We start from the raw sequence: 16,038 nt of genomic DNA, 5'->3' as shown, positions 1-16,038 counted from the left end.
AATTTATTGTTGAACAATAAGCTAATGACTGTTGATTAAACAGACAAACAGAATCGAGAAATGGATGATAAAAAACAAACGCCGATCACTTTTTGGCATCTTCTCAGAACTGAGCGCACCAAATAAGTGCATAAAAACGCACATAATCACCAAAATGGCGCATAAATTACCGCTTATTTTGAAATAATCTCGCTATGTCAATGTCTTGCTGCCCCCAGGCGAATATGCAAAGATTGCGACTTACCCGATCACGCGCGGAAAACCATGAAAAAAGAGCTGCCCGCTCAGATGCTGAGCGAGAAAATCGCCGAAACCGTTCGCCATAAAATCATTATCGGAGAACTTGTACCGGGTACGCGTCTGTCGGAGGCCGCGCTCAGCGAACAGTTAGATATTTCGCGCAACACGCTGCGGGAGGTGTTTCGTATGCTGACGCAGGAAGGATTATTGCGCTATGAGCCCAACAGGGGCGTGTATGTTGCGATACCCGATATGGCAGACATCCTCGACATCTACCGCATTCGCCGATTGATTGAATGCGATGCGTTAGCGCACGCTTATCCGTTGCATCCCGCGGTCACAAAAATGGAAGCCGCCGTGCAAGAAGCGAGAGAATACAGCCAAATCAGCGACTGGCGCAGCGTGGGAACGGCCAACATGAAGTTTCATACGGCGATTGTCGAACTTGCCGACAGCGAACGCCTGATTCGCCTCTACCGCAATATCTCCGCGGAGCTGAGGCTCGCGTTCGGGCACCTGAACGACCCTGAAATGCTCTATGCCCCGTACATTGAGAAAAATGCGCATATACTTGCCCTGCTCAATACCGGCAACAATGCCCAGGCCGCCGCAACGCTCGCCGAGTATCTGGAACTTTCGGAGCGTACGGTGCTGGCGGCGTGGTCACGGCATCAGCAAACCCACTGATAACGCTATTTTCTTAGCGGCTCATTTTTCATCAACAGCGCCAGGACAAAACCCAGCACAACAACGCCCGCCGAAATGATAAACACGGAATGAATTGCTGAGCCAAAGGCTTGCAGATAATCGTTACGGATCGCCACGGGCAGTTCGTGTACCGCCTGCGCGCCGAGCTGACGCGGCAGTTGAGTCCCCTCCGGGATCAGCCTCTCAAGATTACTGCGCAGCACGGAGGTAAATACCGCGCCGAACGCAGCCACGCCGATTGAGCCGCCGATGGAGCGAAACAGCGTCGCACTTGAGGTCGCGACCCCGATAAGTTTTATTTCCACGCTGTTCTGCACGGCCAGCACCAATACCTGCATCACCATGCCAAGCCCGAGCCCTAAAAGGCCAACATGCAGATAAAGCGTGGTCAGCGGTGTATCCAGCTTTAGCGTACCAAGCAGCGCCATCGCGATAAAACTTAACAACGTGCCGATAATGGGAAAAATGCGGTAGCGGCCTATTTTACTGATGATACGCCCGCTGATGATTGAGGTCAGGATAAGCCCCCCCATCAGCGGTAACATTTGCATCCCCGCCTGGGACGGCGTAGAAAACTTTACCACCTGCAGATAAAGGGGCAAAAAGGTCATCGAGCCAAACAGCGACATACCGATGATAAACCCAATCAAGCAGCTCAATAAAAAGGTGCGGTTGCGGAACAGGTTTAGCGGGATCATCGGCTCAATCGCCAGCCGCTCTTCATAGATAAACCCCATCAGCGCCACGACAAAGAACGCGAAGATGCACCACAGCTGCGGGTCAGACCACGCCATCACCGTACCGCCTTCGCTGGTGAATAAAATCAGGCAGGTCAGTGAAATCGTCAGGTAGCCCGCGCCGAGAAAATCAATCTGATGGCGAATTCGCGCCGTCTGGGATTTCAGCACTGCGCCGATAACCAGCAGGGCAAAAATCCCCAGCGGCAGGTTGATATAGAAAATCCAGCGCCAGGAAAAATGCTCAACCAGAAAACCGCCAATCAGCGGACCAATAACCGTCGCCAGGCCAAAAACACCGCCAAAAAGCCCCTGGTATTTACCGCGTTCGGCGGGCGGGATCACGTCGCCTACCGCCGCCATGGTGACCACCAATAGCCCGCCGCCGCCCAGCCCCTGCAGCGCCCGCATTAAAATAAGCTGCGTCATGTTTTGCGCGAGCCCGCACAGCGCCGAGCCAAGAAGAAAGACCACAATCGCCGTTTGCAACACAACTTTGCGCCCAAGCAGGTCACCAAACTTGCCGTAGAGCGGCACGACTATCGTGGAAGCCAGTAGATACGCCGTAACAACCCAGGAAAGCCTGTCCAGTCCGCCCAGTTCACCCACAATAGTCGGCAAAGCCGTAGAAACGATGGTCTGGTCCAGCGCGGCCAGCAGCATGACCAGCATAAGTGCCGCGAACAGCAGGCGGACTGAGGTTGTTTGCGGCGAGCCAGATGAAGCAGTTTCTGTTGTTGTCATGGTCGTTTTCATTAAGGGGAATACGTTCGCCCTGGCGATTTGCTGAGAGTGTAAAGATACCTGCTTAACCGCCGCCTGAACTGCATCAAAACTCTGAAAAGCGCGTTTAATCCGTTACTGGCAAATTAACCCTGTCGCCTCGGGTCGTCGGCTGCGAGATAACAAGAAATTCAACCTCGTTAGCGGAATCATTGCGAGCCTGATGCTTTGCCTGCGGCGGAATCGGGATCCCCTTCCCCGCTGGCACAACGTAGCGCTCTCCTTCTAGCTCCATCGTCAATGCTCCGGTTAACACAAAAAAGAATTGCTGCGCCACGGAATGGTAGTGCCTTTGTTCCGTCCGGCCCGGCGGCATACGTTCATGAATCACGCTCAAAGTAGGATCTTTTAACAGATGCCATCCATCACAGTCTGTTCCCCACAGATAGTGTTCCGCATTTTCTTTTGAAACGATCATCTTTCCTCCTGTTCAGCGAAAAAATTAATAAAATTTAGCGTAAGCAAAAATACTTATTTTTAGACGAAAAATATCACCAAAAAAGCGATATATCCTAATGTTTTTAATGAAGTAAATAAGGCATCACCTCCACCCAATTAAAGTTCAAAAAATAGACAACTGTCACAATTTTGAGACACTTGTTTTCATTTTTAATTTGGGAGTACATTAGCGCCGTCCGGGTAAGGTTTTACCTCCGAATACCAGATGAAGCGGCATCTTAAAAGCAGGTTGCGGCTTCAGCTTATTATGTACCTGTTGAGATGCGCGTCAGCGCGGAGCGATGTGAAGTGAAATATTTTCTGATGGGTATTTCTGTGATTGTTGTGTTGTGGGCCGGTACCTTCTTCCTGATGGTTGAATAAGCCTTCACAAACAGCAGCGCAAAAAGAACAGGAGCCAAAAGGCTCCTGTTTTCGTTTCATTACTCTGCGTTTTCCGCCGCGTTTTTCGGCAGCGGTGGCAGCAGCCCGTCAGCCCTGAACATCGCCTTAATACCGCGCACGGCCTGGCGGATACGATCCCGGTTTTCAATCAGCGCGAAGCGAACGTGAGTGTCGCCGTAGTCGCCGAAGCCAATCCCCGGTGAAACGCAGACTTTCGCTTCCTGTAGCAGCTTCTTGGCGAACTCCAGCGAGCCCATCGCCGCGTAGTGTTCAGGAATTTTTGCCCAGACGTACATGGACGCTTTCGGACATTCCACCATCCATCCCGCTTCGTGTAGGCCTTTCACCAGCACGTCCCGACGGCGTTTGTACTGCTCGGCGATATCTCGCACGCACTGCTGATCGCCTTCCAGGGCAGCAATCGCCGCCACCTGCAGTGGCGTAAAGGTGCCGTAATCATGGTAGCTCTTGATGCGCGCCAGCGCGCTGACCAGCTCCTGGTTGCCGACCATAAAGCCGATGCGCCAGCCCGCCATATTGTAACTTTTTGACAGCGTGAAGAACTCCACGGCCACGTCGCGCGCGCCGGGCACTTCCATAATGGAAGGGGCTTTCCAGCCGTCATACACAATATCGGCGTAGGCCAGGTCATGAATCACCAGCACGTCGTATTGCTTCGCCAGGGCAACAACCTTCTCGAAAAACTCCAGCTCCACGCACTGCGCGGTTGGGTTAGACGGGAAGCCGAGGATCATCATCTTCGGTTTAGGGTAACTTTCACGAATGGCTCGCTCCAGCTCGGCAAAAAAGTCCACGCCTTCCACCAACGGCACGGAACGAACCTGCGCCCCGGCGATCACCGCCCCGTAAATATGAATCGGGTAGCTTGGGTTTGGCACCAGCACGGTATCCCCGTGATCCAGCGTCGCCAGCATCAGGTGCGCCAGCCCTTCCTTCGAGCCAATAGTCACAATGGCTTCGCTTTCAGGGTCGATATCCACGTCGTAGCGATCTTTGTACCAACGAGAAATGGCGCGGCGCAGACGAGGAATACCTCGCGAAGTGGAATACCCGTGCGTGTCTTCACGCTGGGCCACGGTGCAAAGTTTCTCAACGATGTGCGGCGGCGTCGCCCCGTCCGGGTTGCCCATGCTGAAATCAATAATGTCTTCGCCGCGACGTCGCGCAGCCATTTTCAGCTCGGCAGTGATGTTAAAAACATAAGGGGGTAAGCGATCAATACGCGAAAAACGACGTTTTGGACTGGAGTCAGCCATAAATTCCTCAGAGTAACGTGAGCGCCCGGACCGTCCGAGCGACGCTGCCACGCGATGTGGCCTGTTTTGAAAATAGCCTGAATAAAAATCGCCTGTCGAGGGGGAAATGAAAATATTTTTCCGTTGCATAAAATGGGAAATTTCGAATGAAACATATCTCTATTTCATTTAATGATTCAGGCATACATTAACCAGGTAGCAACAACTCAGTAACCTACTCTCTGAAAGAGGAAGTCCCCTATGCACCTGGACATTAACGATCTGCCAAAAGCTATCCGTGAGATAAAACAAAAGCTGCGCCGCGATCTGCCCAACTATCAATCGGTCTTTGCCGGGCTTGAAGCCAATATTCGCCAGCAGATCGAAACGATCCGCGAAGAAATGGCGCGCGGCGAAAATCCTGTCCCGCAGCTCGACGCCGACGACATTCTTCAGGGCCGCGTGAGCGAGCAACAAAAAGCGCTGATTCGCCAGCGCGGCTGCTGCACGATCCGGGGCGTTTTCCCACAGGAGCAAGCTCGCGGCTGGAATGAAGAAATCGGCAATTATCTGGCACGAAATCACTTTGTTGAACGCCTGAAAAATGCGGCGGAAGATAACTATTTCGGCACTCTTGCCGACAGTAAGCCGCAAATCTACGGCATTTACTGGTCTAAACCGCAAACCGAAGCCCGTCAGCATGAGCGTATGAAAGCAGTGCAGGTGTTCCTGAATAATTTGTGGCAAACGGAAAGCCACGACAGGCAGCACTTCGATCCAAATCGCGTTGTATCCTACGCGGACCGCACTCGCCGCCGCCCACCCCACTCAAGCTCTCTTGGGCTTTCCCCACACGTTGACGGCGGCTCGGTTGAACGCTGGCTGGACGAGAACTTCCGCCACGTATATCGCCACGTCTTTTCCGGCAACTGGAAGGATTACGACCCGTTTGCCGCCGAGGGCAGAACGGAAGTAAGAGAATTCCCGTCCCCTGCGGTCTGTTCAATGTTCCGGACCTTCCAGGGCTGGACGGCGCTAACGCCCCAACGCAAACACGGTGGCACGCTGAATTTGCTGCCGGTGGCTAACGCTATGGCCTGGATCCTGCTGCGTGCGCTGCAGGACGATGTGCCAGAAGAATCGTTGTGCGAAGCTAAGCCAGGCAGAGCATTATCCATTAACAAAGAGTGGCATCCCCTTTTACTGACTGGGATTTCCTCCATTCCCGATATGGAGCCGGGCGATACCGTTTTCTGGCATTGCGATGTGATTCATGCCGTCGAGAACGAACACCTCGGCGAGTTCGACAGCAACGTGATGTACATCGCCGCCGCGCCTTGGTGCGAGAAGAACGCCGGGTATCTGCCGCGCCAGTGGGACGCGTTTGTTGAGGGCAAAACGCCGCCGGATTTCGCCGCCGATGATTTTGAGGTGGATTTTGTTGGCCGCGCTACAGAGCAGGATTTGACGCCCGCCGGAAAAGAGCAGCTTGGCGGGAAGTGAAGTAATGACCCTCACCCTGGCCCTCTCCCTGGAAGGGAGAGGGAATAAACAAACTCTCCCACCACCGTTTTCTCCCTCACCCCTTGGGGTGAGGGAATAAACAATCTCTCCCGCCACTGATTTCTCCCTCGCCCCTTTGGGGTGAGAGAATAAACAAACTCTTCCACCACTGATTTCTCCCTCTCCCCTTTGGGGTGAGAGAATAAACAATCTCTCCCACCACTGACTTCTCCCTCGCCCCTTTGGGGAGAGGGTCGGGGTGAGGGGCTCCCTCAACTGGAAACCCCCGCCAAATTTCCTTATCATTGACGCTTCCCTTCTGAGCCACGCGAGTGACCCGTGCACGAAATTTTTACTATGCTGCTGGCGGTGTTCGATCGTGCGGCGCTGATGCTTATTTGCCTTTTCTTCCTGATTCGCATTCGTCTGTTCCGCGAATTGCTGCACAAAAGCGCCCATACGCCTAAAGAACTGCTGGCCGTCACCGCTATCTTCTCGATGTTTGCCTTGTTCAGTACCTGGTCAGGCGTGCCGGTTGAAGGCTCGCTGGTTAACGTGCGTATTATCGCGGTGATGTCCGGTGGGATCCTGTTTGGCCCCTGGGTGGGGATTATTACCGGGCTTATCGCCGGGACGCACCGCTACCTGATTGATATCGGTGGCATTACCGCTATCCCCTGCTTTATCACCAGCATCCTTGCCGGGATAATGTCCGGCTGGATCAACCGCAAGGTGCCGAAAGAGAAGCACTGGCGGGTCGGTATCATCGGCGGCATGCTCTGCGAAACGATGACCATGATTCTGGTGGTGCTCTGGGCACCAAGCACCGCGCTCGGCCTCGATATCGTCTCCAAAATCGGCGTGCCGATGATCCTCGGCTCGGTCTCTATCGGCTTTATTATCCTGCTGGTGCAAAGCGTTGAGGGCGAGAAAGAGGCCAGCGCCGCCCGCCAGGCCAAACTGGCGCTGGATATCGCCAACAAAACGCTGCCGCTGTTCCGCAAGGTGAACAGTGAGTCGCTGCGCCAGGTTTGCCAGATTATTCGCCACGATATCGATGCGGATGCGGTGGCCATTACCGATACCGAAAAAGTGCTGGCCTACGTCGGGCTGGGGGAAAATAACTACCACGAGAACGACCAGGCTTTCAGCCCGCGCACCCGTCAGGCACTGAACGAGGGGCGCATCATCATTCGCAACGACGACGAAGCCTGGCGAACGCCGGAAATTCACTCCTTAATCATCATCCCGCTGTGGGAAAAAGGCGTGGTGACCGGCACCCTGAAGATCTATTACCGCCATGCCCACCAGATCACCTCCACGCTGCAGGAAATGGCGGTTGGCCTGTCGCAAATTATTTCTACCCAGCTTGAGGTTTCCCGTGCAGAGCAGCTCCGCGAAATGGCTAACAAAGCCGAACTAAGGGCGCTGCAAAGCAAGATAAACCCGCACTTCCTGTTCAATGCGCTGAATGCGATATCGTCCTCAATCCGCATGAATCCAGACACCGCACGCCAGCTTATCGTCAACCTGTCACGCTACCTGCGCTATAACATCGAGCTGAACGATGACGAACAGATTGATATCCGCAAGGAGCTGTATCAAATCAAGGATTACATTGCCATTGAGCAGGCGCGCTTTGGCGACAAACTGACGGTGATTTATAACATTGATGAGGAGGTCAACTGCCGGATTCCCAGCCTGCTTATCCAGCCTCTGGTGGAAAATGCGATTGTGCACGGCATTCAGCCCTGTAAAGGTAAGGGCGTGGTGACGATAAGTATTGAAGAGAGCGGCAACCGGGTGCGTATTGCCGTGCGTGATACCGGCCACGGGATCGATCCTAAAGTAGTCGAGCGCGTGGAGAATAACGAAATGCCGGGGAATAAAATTGGCCTGCTGAACGTGCATCACCGCGTGCAGTTGCTCTACGGCGAAGGGCTGATCATCCGCCGCCTGGAGCCGGGGACAGAAATCGCCTTTTACGTGCCGCGCTATGTCCCCACCGCCGCGCCCCGCCCACTGGAAGGGAGAGAAGCATGAAGGTCATTATCGTAGAGGATGAGTTTCTGGCGCAGCAGGAGCTGAGCTGGCTCATCAAAAACCACAGCGAAATGGAGATTGTCGCTTCCTTCGACGATGGTATGGACGTGCTGAAGTATTTGCAGCATCACGAAGTCGACGCCATCTTCCTCGACATCAATATTCCGTCGCTGGACGGCGTGCTGCTGGCGCAGAACATCAGCAAATTTGCCCACAGGCCGTTCATCGTGTTTATTACCGCCTGGAAAGAACATGCGGTGGAAGCCTTTGAGCTGGAGGCGTTTGACTACATTCTGAAGCCGTATCAGGAGTCACGCATTATTGGCATGCTGCAAAAGCTAGAGGCCGCTTATCTGCAGCAAACCTCGCAGCCTGCCGCCAGCCATGAAAACCGTGATGCCACGACGATTAACCTGATCAAAGACGAGCGAATTATCGTTACCGACATCAACGATATTTACTACGCGGAAGCCCACGAGAAGATGACATTTGTCTATACGCGCCGCGAGTCTTACGTCATGCCGATGAATATCACCGAATTCTGCAGCCGTCTGCCGGAGAGCCACTTCTTCCGCTGCCACCGCTCTTATGTGGTGAACCTGAGCAAAATTCGTGAAATAGAACCGTGGTTTAACAATACCTATATTCTGCGCCTGCGCGACCTGGATTTTCAGGTGCCGGTGAGCCGCAGCAAGGTGAAAGAGTTCAGGCAACTGATGCGCCTGTAGAGAAGGGAAACTGGCGGGCGCAGTGCGCCCGCACGGTATTACAGGACGTGACCCAGCGTCTGACGCAGGTGCGCCCCGGCACCCAGCAGCCCCGGCTGATCGTGCACAATGAGATACACAGGAATACCCTTCACAAATTCTTTGAAGCGACCTTTGTCTTCAAACCCACCGCGGAAGCCCGAAGCCTTAAAGAATTCCAGGAAGCGCGGCACGATACCGCCGGCGATATACACGCCGCCAAACGTACTCATGTTCAGCGCCAGGTTGCCGCCGAAACGCCCCAGGATCACGCAGAACAGCGACAGCGCGCGTCGGCAGTCGGTGCAGGTGTCATCCACGGCTTTTTCGGTAATGTCCTTCGGCTGGTAGTTTTCCGGCTCACGACCGTCGGCCTTAACGATGGCGCGGTAGAGATTCAGCAGGCCAGGTCCGGAGAGAATGCGCTCGTTGGAGACGTGCCCAAGTTCGTTGCGCAGTTGCTCCAGGATAATGCCCTCTTCTTCGCTGTTCGCCGCGAAATCTGAGTGGCCGCCCTCGCCCGGCAGGCTGATCCAGCGTTTGTCGACATGAACCAAGTGAGAAACACCCAGTCCGGTGCCCGCACCATACACCACCACCGGTTTGCCTGCTACAGGCTCGCCGCCGCCGAACTGAATCAGATGCTCTTTTTTCAGCGCCGGAATGGCCATGGAAACGCCGGTAAAGTCGTTGATAATTTCCAGATGATCGAAGCCCAGGTTTTGCTTCATTTCAGCGGTGGAAAACGCCCAGGTGTGGTTGGTCATTTCCACCCAGTCCCCGTTTATCGGGCAGGCGATGGCCACGCAGCCCGACTGCACGCTGATGTTATGTTCTTTGAGGTAGTGCTGAATCACCGCTTCCAGGCTTGGAAAATCAAGGCCGGAGTAAGTCTTTGCCTGTGAAATATCACCCGTGTTCAAATCGCATAGCGCCAGACGTGCATTGGTGCCGCCGACATCTCCCACCAAAGCATATTTTGTCATTCTCAAACAGCTCCGCTAAAGTCAGAATAAGTTCTGGCAACACTGTAAAATTAGCCAGCCGAAACAACAACGACCATCATTCAGGTGCGGCGCGATTGTTGAACCAGGTCACATTCTGGCTTTACCGTTTCAGCTCTATTTGCAATGCGGCTTAAGACTTTCCGTTTTTGCGCCGTGCGACTCCCTATTGTAAGGATTGACTATGCTCCATCCGCGAGCCAGAACAATGCTGGTACTTTCCATTCCGGCTCTGATTATCGGCGTCTTATCCAGCCTGGTGTTAATTGTCGTTATGAAGGTTGCCGCTGCACTGCAGGAATACCTGTGGGCAACACTGCCCGCGGCGCGCGGGTACGATCCCCAGTCCCCGTTTTGGATACTGCTGATTTTAACCCTGACCGGTGTCGCGGTTGGGCTGGTTATCCGCTATTTACCTGGCCACGGCGGGCCGGACCCCGCTACCGAACCGCTTATTGGAGCCCCCGTACCGACAATGGCTATTCCAGGGCTGGTGATGGCGCTGGTGATTGGCCTGGCGGGCGGCGTGAGCCTGGGGCCAGAGCACCCGATTATGGCGGTAAACATTGCGCTCGCGGTGGCGCTTGGTGCACGGGTTTTGCCGAAGGTCAGCCCGCTCGACTGGACTATTCTCGCCGCTGCAGGCACCGTCGGCGCGTTATTTGGCACGCCGGTGGCCGCTGCGCTGATCTTTTCGCAGACCCTGGGCGGAAATAATGAAGTGCCACTGTGGGACAGGCTGTTCGCGCCGCTGATGGCCGCCTCCGCCGGGGCGTTGACCACCAACATTTTCTTTCAGCCGCACTTTGCTCTGCCGGTTGCCAGCTACCCCGAAATGCACATTGAAGACCTGTTCAGCGGGGCGGTTGTCGCGGCTATCGCCATTGCGATGGGCATGGTGGGCGTCTGGTGTTTGCCAAGATTGCACCGCCTGATGCACCAGCTCAAACATCCGGTGCTTGTACTTGGCGCTGGCGGATTTTTGCTTGGCCTGCTGGGGGTAATCGGCGGTGAGGTGACGATGTTTAAAGGCCTGGATGAGATGCAGCAGTTGGCTATTTCCGACTTCTCCGTTTCATCATTGCTGCTGTTTGCCGTGGTGAAGCTGGCCGCGTTGATTATCGCGGCAGCCAGCGGTTTCCGGGGCGGACGTATTTTTCCGGCAGTGTTTGTGGGCGTGGCGTTGGGCATGATGCTGCACCAGCATGTAGAGGCGGTTCCTGCCGCGATTACGCTCTCCTGCGCCGTCCTTGGCATGGTGCTGGTCGTCACACGCGACGGCTGGCTGAGCCTGTTTATGGCGATGGCCGTGGTGCCGGACGTCAAACTCCTGCCCTTGCTGTGCATCGTGATGTTACCCGCCTGGCTCCTGCTGGCGGGTAAACCGTTGATGATGGCCGGGCGGCCAAACCGCTAATTAATGTTCCATTTCCGAGTTGCGTTTACCTAGCGAGGTGGTGACCGCCCTTAGCAGCTCGGGAATGTCCTGCTTAGGCAGCACCACTTCCACCAGCGCCAGCCTCTCCGGGCTGGCCAGTTTTTCCAGCACGGCAGCAAGCTGTGATGTTTCGGTGACACGCCAACATTCGGCCAGGCTATCCACGTTCATCGCCTGCGGCAGGCGGGTCCAGTCCCACGCGGCAATGTCGTTGTAGCGCTGTTCCGGGCCATGGATCGCGCGCTCAACCGTGTAGCCATCGTTATTCAGCACCATCACCACCGGTTTCTGGCCGTCGCGCTGCATGCTGCCCAGTTCCTGAATAGTCAGCTGGGCGGAGCCGTCGCCTATCAGCAGAAGTACACGCCTGTTCGGCCATGCGGTTTGCGCCCCAAACGCCGCAGGCAGCGTAAAACCAATTGATCCCCACAGCGGCTGGACGATAAACGTCACGCCTGCGGGCAGCGTTAAGGCCGCGGCACCAAAGGCCGCCGTACCCTGGTCGGCCAGAATGATATCGCCCGGCTGTAAGGCATCCTGCAAGGTTTGCCAGAAAGCATGCTGGTCCAGCCGGTCACTGTCACAGGCTGGAAGCTGAGGTGGCCTTTGCGTAGCCTCGGGCCAGGAGGCAGTCTGTTGCGCACACAGCGGCTGTAAAATAGATATGGCCAGCGCCATAGAGATCCCGCTAAACCAGCGATCGCCAACCCGCACAGCCTCCGGCTGAACCTCAATCGTCTGCTGCTGGCTTAACTTCTGGCTGAAGCCGGCGGTGATGGTATCGGTAAACTTCACGCCCACGCAGATAACCAGCTCCGCGCTTTCAATCCCCTGCTTCACCTGCGGCGGGCTGGCCGCTCCGCTGTAGGTGCCCAGAAAACCAGGCTGACTTTCATCGAACAACCCTTTCCCCATCAGCAGCGAAGCGTGAGGGATGGGCGTGCTCGCCATCCACTGCTGGAGCGTTTTTTGCTGCCCATAACGCAGAGCCAGAAAATCAGCCAGCAGCGCCACGCTTCGGCTTTCGGCTATTTTTGCCTGCGCACAATGACGAAACGCTTCCAGCGTTGCCGGTTCAGCCGCCGTTACAGGAGCCATTAACCGTTTTGAGGGCCGCGTTGCCGGTGCTTCCGCAACGTCGCTCGGCAGTAACAGGTAACCGGGGCGCTGCTGCTTGAGCGCTTCCAGAATTACGCGATCAATTTCGCTACAGGCATTGGCGGGCGTGAGCGAAGCCTGCGCCACGGAGACTTCTTCGGCAATACGCAGGAAATGGCGGAAATCCCCGTCCCCAAGCGTGTGATGCAGCAATTCTCCGCGCTGCTGGGCGCGGCTATTGGGCGCGCCAACAATATGAATGATGGGAAGATGTTCGGCATAGCTGCCCGCCACGCCGTTCAGCGCGCTCAGTTCACCCACGCCAAACGTGGTCAGCAGCGCCGCTGTACCTTTACAGCGGGCATAGCCGTCGGCGGCGTAGGCCGCGTTCAGCTCATTAGCACAGCCCACCCAGGCAAGCCTCGGATGCGCAATAACGTGATCCAGGAAAACAAGATTGTAGTCACCGGGGACACCGAAGAGGTGGTCGATCCCGCCTTCGTTAAGCCGGTCAACAAGATAGTCTGCCACACAGTAGCGCATAGGATTTTCCTTCTATGAGGGCTTGCTGTGAGTATTAAGTAACCGGGATCGGTGTCGAGAATATATCCGATTTAAGGGGTGGCACGTGGAATTTACAGTGGAATACGGCGTATTCTGGGTTGTGAAAGCGTATACACTGATTTCTCTGTTACCTATAAGGATGACAATAATGACCTGGCAGCCCAACCCTGAACGCTATTCGTCTATGGAGTACCGTCGCTGCGGCCGCAGCGGCCTGAAACTGCCCGCCATCTCCCTTGGCCTTTGGCATAATTTTGGCGATGAAACGCTGCTGGAAACCAGCCGCCAGCTGCTGAGAAAGGCTTTTGATCTGGGCATTACCCACTTTGACCTTGCCAATAATTACGGGCCACCGCCTGGTTCAGCGGAAGCAAACTTTGGGCGCATTTTGCAGGAAGATTTTCAGGCCTGGCGCGACGAGCTGATTATCTCCACCAAAGCGGGCTACACCATGTGGGATGGGCCTTACGGCGACTGGGGTTCACGCAAGTATCTGATTTCGAGCCTCGACCAAAGTCTGAAGCGCACGGGGCTTGAGTATGTCGATATTTTCTATCATCACCGCCCGGATCCTGACACGCCGCTGGAAGAGACCATGCGTGCCCTCGACCATGTGGTACGCCAGGGCAAAGCCCTGTATGTCGGGATCTCTAACTACCCGGCAGATCTGGCTGAAAAAGCCATTAATATCCTGAACGATCTCGGCACGCCTTGCCTGATCCACCAGCCGCGTTATTCCCTGTTTGAACGCTGGGTTGAAGGTGGCCTGCTGGATTTGCTGCAGGAAAAAGGCGTCGGCAGCATCGCTTTTTCCCCGCTCGCCGGAGGCCAGCTAACCGACCGCTATCTGAGCGGTATCCCCGCGGATTCACGGGCTGCCAGCGGCAGCCGTTTCCTGAACCCCGACCAGATTACGGCAGAGAAGCTGGCCAAAGTACGTCAGCTCAACGCGATGGCGGAGAAACGTGGGCAGAAACTGTCGCAGATGGCGCTGGCCTGGGTACTCCGCGATGAGAAGGTCACTTCGGTGCTTATTGGCGCGAGTAAAACCAGCCAGATAGAGGACGCCGTGGGCATGCTAAACCAGCGCCATTTCAGCGAACAGGAACGAGCGGAAATTGAGGCGATCTTAGTGTAAACGTTTAACTTTCTCTCCTGGTTCACACCAGCATTTGTGCAAAAAGTGCTGCGACCGATGATTTAGGAATTGTGTAGTTCATCGGCCCGTTTGTCGGTTTGTAATATTGTGTTAACAAGCCGCAACACGGCTATGAGAACCAGGGAGAGAAAGTATGTTCAGGTCACTAATGCTTGCCCTTGCCTTACTGGCCGCGGCGCCGATGGTTGCTAACGCGGGTGAAATCACCCTGCTGCCGTCGGTGAAATTACAGATTGGCGATCAAGATTATCGCGGTAATTACTGGGACGGCGGCAGATGGCGCGACCGTGATTACTGGCACCGCAACTATGAATGGCGCGATCGCGGCTGGCACCGCCACCGTGGCTGGGATAGAGGTTGGGACCGCGGTCGCAATAGCTATGAACGAGGCTATCGTGAAGGCTGGAACGATCGCGATGACCATCGCGGCAGAGGCCACGGACACCGTCATTAATAAAAAAGGGCTGGATAATCCAGCCCTTTTACTTTCTATGGCAAGGTTAGTTGCCAAACAGCGTACTGAAAATTAACCAAAGGTTGAGCGCCACCACCACCGCGACAATCGCCCAGCCAACCAGCTTAACCCAGCGCACGTTAACCAAATCACCCATCAGCTTTTTGTCGCTGGTAAACACCAGCAGCGGCACCAGCGCCAGCGCAATGCCGAAGCTCAGCAGGACCTGGCTCATGACCAGAATCCGCGTTGGGTCTAGCCCCATCATGATGACCACGAAGGACGGCGCCATAGTAATAGCGCGGCGTACCCAAAGCGGAATATAAAAACGCACAAAGCCCTGCATCACCACCTGCCCGGCAAGCGTGCCCACCACCGTGGATGACAAACCGGCCGCCACCAGGCTAAGCCCGAAAACCGTCGCTGCGGCATGGCTCAACAGCGGCTCCAGCGTTTTATAGGCATCTTCCAGCTCGGCGACGCCGGTATGCCCGGTGAAATGAAACGCCGCTGCGGCGGTGGCCATCATCGCCAGATTGACGAAGCCGGCAATGGTCATCGCTATCGCCACGTCCCATTTAGTGGCGGAATAGCGCTCTGCCCGGTTGCCCGCGTGCAGGTGCTGAGTCAGAGAAGAGTGCAGGTAAATCACGTGCGGCATGATAGTCGCGCCCAGAACGCCAGCGGCAAGATAGACCGCTTCGGACGTCGGCAGGCTTGGGATCAGCATCCCTTTGCCCAGCTCAGCCACCTTCGGCTGGGAAAAAATAAGCTCAACGATGTAGGCCGCGGCCACAAACAGCAGCAGCCCGCCAATGACTTTTTCCAGAGGCTTTTGCCCACGGCTTTGCAGCATCAAAATCAGGAAAGTGGCTATCCCGGTCAGCACCGCCCCTTGTAGCAAAGAGACACCCAGAATCAGCTTAAAGCCAATGGCCGCCCCGATAAACTCCGCGAGATCCGTCGCCATGGCGATAATTTCCGCCTGAACCCAGTAAATCCACACCAGCGGACGCGGGTAATGATCGCGGATTTGCTCGGCGAGGTTCTTGCCGGTGGCGATCCCAAGCTTAGCGGAGAGCACCTGAATCAGCGCCGCCATCAGGTTAGCCCACACCACCACCCACAGCAGTTGATAGCCATAGCTCGCCCCGGCCTGGATATTGGTCGCGAAGTTACCGGGGTCGATGTAGCCGATAGCGGCGATAAACGCTGGCCCCATCAACGCCAGCCGCAGCTTGCGCGCGGTGCGTCCGGTATTGCTGTCAATGCGACTGCTTGTCATCTTCTGCCTCTGAGATATAGCCTTTGCTATGTTTTATGCTATCAAAATGAGAATGGTTATCAAGTTCATTTAGTGCGGGGAAATTGATTTCTCTGATAGCTGAAAACGATGTGCAGGAGGCGTGAGATGGTGAATCTGGATGTCGGTTAACGGATTAACATTTGACCAACGTGTAAA

At 55.3% G+C, this 16,038-nt stretch carries 14 protein-coding genes; 8 read left to right on the top strand and 6 right to left on the bottom strand.

From position 1 onward, the window contains the following. Positions 1-264 precede the first annotated feature (264 nt). Positions 265-927 (top strand): GntR family transcriptional regulator, encoded by a 663-nt coding sequence (locus B9Y90_RS00270; protein WP_039295730.1) that lies wholly within the window; start codon positions 265-267, stop codon positions 925-927. Between the two features lie 5 nt (positions 928-932). Here the strand turns inward: B9Y90_RS00270 and B9Y90_RS00265 are convergent, their stop codons facing one another. Both B9Y90_RS00265 and B9Y90_RS00260 read right to left on the bottom strand, forming a co-directional pair. Beyond that, positions 933-2,429 carry an MDR family MFS transporter gene (locus tag B9Y90_RS00265; RefSeq protein WP_085539983.1) on the bottom strand — a complete coding sequence of 499 codons (1,497 nt, stop codon included), beginning with the start codon at positions 2,427-2,429 and terminating at the stop codon, positions 933-935. A 106-nt stretch (positions 2,430-2,535) separates the two neighbouring features. After that, entirely contained in the window at positions 2,536-2,886 is a 351-nt protein-coding gene (locus tag B9Y90_RS00260) for a cupin domain-containing protein (RefSeq protein ID WP_039295732.1), read from the bottom strand. A gap of 302 nt (positions 2,887-3,188) precedes the next feature. On the opposite strand from B9Y90_RS00260, the gene ypdK reads away from it, so the two are divergent. Next, positions 3,189-3,290 (top strand): membrane protein YpdK, encoded by a 102-nt coding sequence (ypdK, locus tag B9Y90_RS27525; protein ID WP_034809579.1) that lies wholly within the window; start codon positions 3,189-3,191, stop codon positions 3,288-3,290. 59 nt (positions 3,291-3,349) lie between these two features. Here ypdK and alaC read toward each other — a convergent pair whose 3' ends face one another. Further along, positions 3,350-4,588, bottom strand: coding sequence for an alanine transaminase (alaC, locus tag B9Y90_RS00255; protein ID WP_039295735.1), 1,239 nt, complete (start codon positions 4,586-4,588; stop codon positions 3,350-3,352). Positions 4,589-4,828: 240 nt separating this feature from the next. Here alaC and B9Y90_RS00250 point away from each other — a divergent pair, with 240 nt between their 5' ends. The 3 genes from B9Y90_RS00250 to B9Y90_RS00240 all read left to right on the top strand — a co-directional run bounded on the left by B9Y90_RS00250 (position 4,829) and on the right by B9Y90_RS00240 (position 8,841). Further along, positions 4,829-6,070 (top strand): DUF1479 domain-containing protein, encoded by a 1,242-nt coding sequence (locus tag B9Y90_RS00250; RefSeq protein ID WP_085539853.1) that lies wholly within the window; start codon positions 4,829-4,831, stop codon positions 6,068-6,070. Positions 6,071-6,409: 339 nt separating this feature from the next. Next, positions 6,410-8,113, top strand: coding sequence for a sensor histidine kinase (locus B9Y90_RS00245; RefSeq protein WP_085539852.1), 1,704 nt, complete (start codon positions 6,410-6,412; stop codon positions 8,111-8,113). Further along, on the top strand, positions 8,110-8,841 hold the full coding sequence (locus B9Y90_RS00240) for a LytR/AlgR family response regulator transcription factor (RefSeq protein ID WP_085539851.1): 732 nt from the start codon (positions 8,110-8,112) through the stop codon (positions 8,839-8,841). The genes B9Y90_RS00245 and B9Y90_RS00240 overlap by 4 nt, the downstream gene beginning before the upstream one ends. A gap of 38 nt (positions 8,842-8,879) precedes the next feature. On the opposite strand, the gene glk is transcribed toward B9Y90_RS00240, so the two are convergent. Then, on the bottom strand, positions 8,880-9,845 hold the full coding sequence (glk, locus tag B9Y90_RS00235; protein WP_039295746.1) for a glucokinase: 966 nt from the start codon (positions 9,843-9,845) through the stop codon (positions 8,880-8,882). Between the two features lie 202 nt (positions 9,846-10,047). On the opposite strand from glk, the gene B9Y90_RS00230 reads away from it, so the two are divergent. Continuing rightward, positions 10,048-11,280 carry an ion channel protein gene (locus B9Y90_RS00230; RefSeq protein ID WP_085539850.1) on the top strand — a complete coding sequence of 411 codons (1,233 nt, stop codon included), beginning with the start codon at positions 10,048-10,050 and terminating at the stop codon, positions 11,278-11,280. Here the strand turns inward: B9Y90_RS00230 and B9Y90_RS00225 are convergent, their stop codons facing one another. Further along, on the bottom strand, positions 11,281-12,942 hold the full coding sequence (locus B9Y90_RS00225) for an alpha-keto acid decarboxylase family protein (protein ID WP_085539849.1): 1,662 nt from the start codon (positions 12,940-12,942) through the stop codon (positions 11,281-11,283). It abuts the gene before it with no gap. A gap of 169 nt (positions 12,943-13,111) precedes the next feature. Between B9Y90_RS00225 and mgrA the strand changes: the two genes are divergently transcribed. Continuing rightward, complete coding sequence (gene mgrA, locus B9Y90_RS00220) at positions 13,112-14,101, top strand: L-glyceraldehyde 3-phosphate reductase (protein WP_085539848.1); 990 nt, start codon at positions 13,112-13,114, stop codon at positions 14,099-14,101. Between the two features lie 154 nt (positions 14,102-14,255). Then, complete coding sequence (locus B9Y90_RS00215) at positions 14,256-14,576, top strand: DUF2502 domain-containing protein (RefSeq protein WP_008459618.1); 321 nt, start codon at positions 14,256-14,258, stop codon at positions 14,574-14,576. A gap of 46 nt (positions 14,577-14,622) precedes the next feature. Here the strand turns inward: B9Y90_RS00215 and B9Y90_RS00210 are convergent, their stop codons facing one another. Continuing rightward, the gene (locus tag B9Y90_RS00210) at positions 14,623-15,879 is read right to left on the bottom strand and encodes an Nramp family divalent metal transporter (protein WP_303393651.1); all 1,257 of its coding nucleotides are present in this window, start codon (positions 15,877-15,879) and stop codon (positions 14,623-14,625) included. Positions 15,880-16,038 lie beyond the last annotated feature (159 nt).

Source organism: Cedecea sp. NFIX57 (assembly GCF_900177785.1).
Taxonomy (GTDB): domain Bacteria; phylum Pseudomonadota; class Gammaproteobacteria; order Enterobacterales; family Enterobacteriaceae; genus Cedecea; species Cedecea neteri_C.
The sequence above is the reverse complement of the archived record's forward strand: the minus strand, read 5'-3'. Positions and strand labels throughout refer to the sequence as shown.

Excerpts from the sequence above, each read along its gene's own strand:
- B9Y90_RS00230 (WP_085539850.1), top strand. The coding sequence starts at position 10,048 with ATGCTCCATCCGCGAGCCAGAACAATGCTGGTACTTTCCATTCCGGCT.
- alaC (WP_039295735.1), bottom strand. The coding sequence starts at position 4,588 with ATGGCTGACTCCAGTCCAAAACGTCGTTTTTCGCGTATTGATCGCTTA.
- B9Y90_RS00225 (WP_085539849.1), bottom strand. The coding sequence starts at position 12,942 with ATGCGCTACTGTGTGGCAGACTATCTTGTTGACCGGCTTAACGAAGGC.
- mgrA (WP_085539848.1), top strand. The coding sequence starts at position 13,112 with ATGACCTGGCAGCCCAACCCTGAACGCTATTCGTCTATGGAGTACCGT.
- B9Y90_RS00270 (WP_039295730.1), top strand. The coding sequence starts at position 265 with ATGAAAAAAGAGCTGCCCGCTCAGATGCTGAGCGAGAAAATCGCCGAA.
- B9Y90_RS00265 (WP_085539983.1), bottom strand. The coding sequence starts at position 2,429 with ATGACAACAACAGAAACTGCTTCATCTGGCTCGCCGCAAACAACCTCA.
- glk (WP_039295746.1), bottom strand. The coding sequence starts at position 9,845 with ATGACAAAATATGCTTTGGTGGGAGATGTCGGCGGCACCAATGCACGT.
- ypdK (WP_034809579.1), top strand. The coding sequence starts at position 3,189 with ATGCGCGTCAGCGCGGAGCGATGTGAAGTGAAATATTTTCTGATGGGT.
- B9Y90_RS00215 (WP_008459618.1), top strand. The coding sequence starts at position 14,256 with ATGTTCAGGTCACTAATGCTTGCCCTTGCCTTACTGGCCGCGGCGCCG.
- B9Y90_RS00250 (WP_085539853.1), top strand. The coding sequence starts at position 4,829 with ATGCACCTGGACATTAACGATCTGCCAAAAGCTATCCGTGAGATAAAA.
- B9Y90_RS00240 (WP_085539851.1), top strand. The coding sequence starts at position 8,110 with ATGAAGGTCATTATCGTAGAGGATGAGTTTCTGGCGCAGCAGGAGCTG.
- B9Y90_RS00260 (WP_039295732.1), bottom strand. The coding sequence starts at position 2,886 with ATGATCGTTTCAAAAGAAAATGCGGAACACTATCTGTGGGGAACAGAC.